The sequence below is a fragment of the Actinomadura sediminis genome (genome assembly GCF_042675525.1).
GTDB classification, from domain to species: domain Bacteria; phylum Actinomycetota; class Actinomycetes; order Streptosporangiales; family Streptosporangiaceae; genus Spirillospora; species Spirillospora sediminis.
The window spans coordinates 1-537 of record NZ_JBHTJA010000271.1; the positions used below are offsets into that span (position 1 = coordinate 1).

The 537-nt window shown below is 82.1% G+C and carries 1 protein-coding gene; it reads left to right on the plus strand.

The genetic code is table 11. The features are described from left to right. Positions 1-537: FtsX-like permease family protein (locus ACFQ11_RS37840; RefSeq protein ID WP_378307776.1), on the plus strand; the 537-nt coding region annotated here is incomplete at both ends.

Here is a 537-nt window from a genome sequence, read left to right on the forward strand (position 1 = left end):
TCCCGGCGCTGCGCGGCGCCCGCGTCCGGACGGCGCGCGCGCTGCACGAACCGGTGCGCGGCCCGGGGCGCCGTCCCCGGCTGGTCGGGCTGTCCGCGGGCCTGCCCGTCCCGCTGCTGCTGGGCGTGCGGATCGCCGCGCGGCGCCCCCGCCGCACGCTCCTCGCCGCCGCGAGCACCGCGGTCACCGCCGCGATGCTGGTCGCGGCGCTCGCCATGCGGCGGCAGGTCGGCGCCGAGGACGCGGGCGCCGCCGGCCCCGCGTTCGTGCCGGGCGCCGGGAACCCGGTGACGGAGCGGGTCGGGCAGATCATGCTGGTGCTGTCGCTGGCGCTGCTGCTCCTCGCCGCCGTCAACGCCGTCCTCACCGCCTGGACGACCGCGCTCGACACCGCCCGCACCGCCGCGCTCGCCCGCGCGGTCGGCGCGACGCCCCGGCAGGTCGCGTCCGGGCTGGCCGCCGCGCAGCTCCTCCCGGCGTCCGTCGCGGCGGCGGCCGGGATCCCGCTGGGGCTGCTGGTGCACCGGGCCGCGCTCG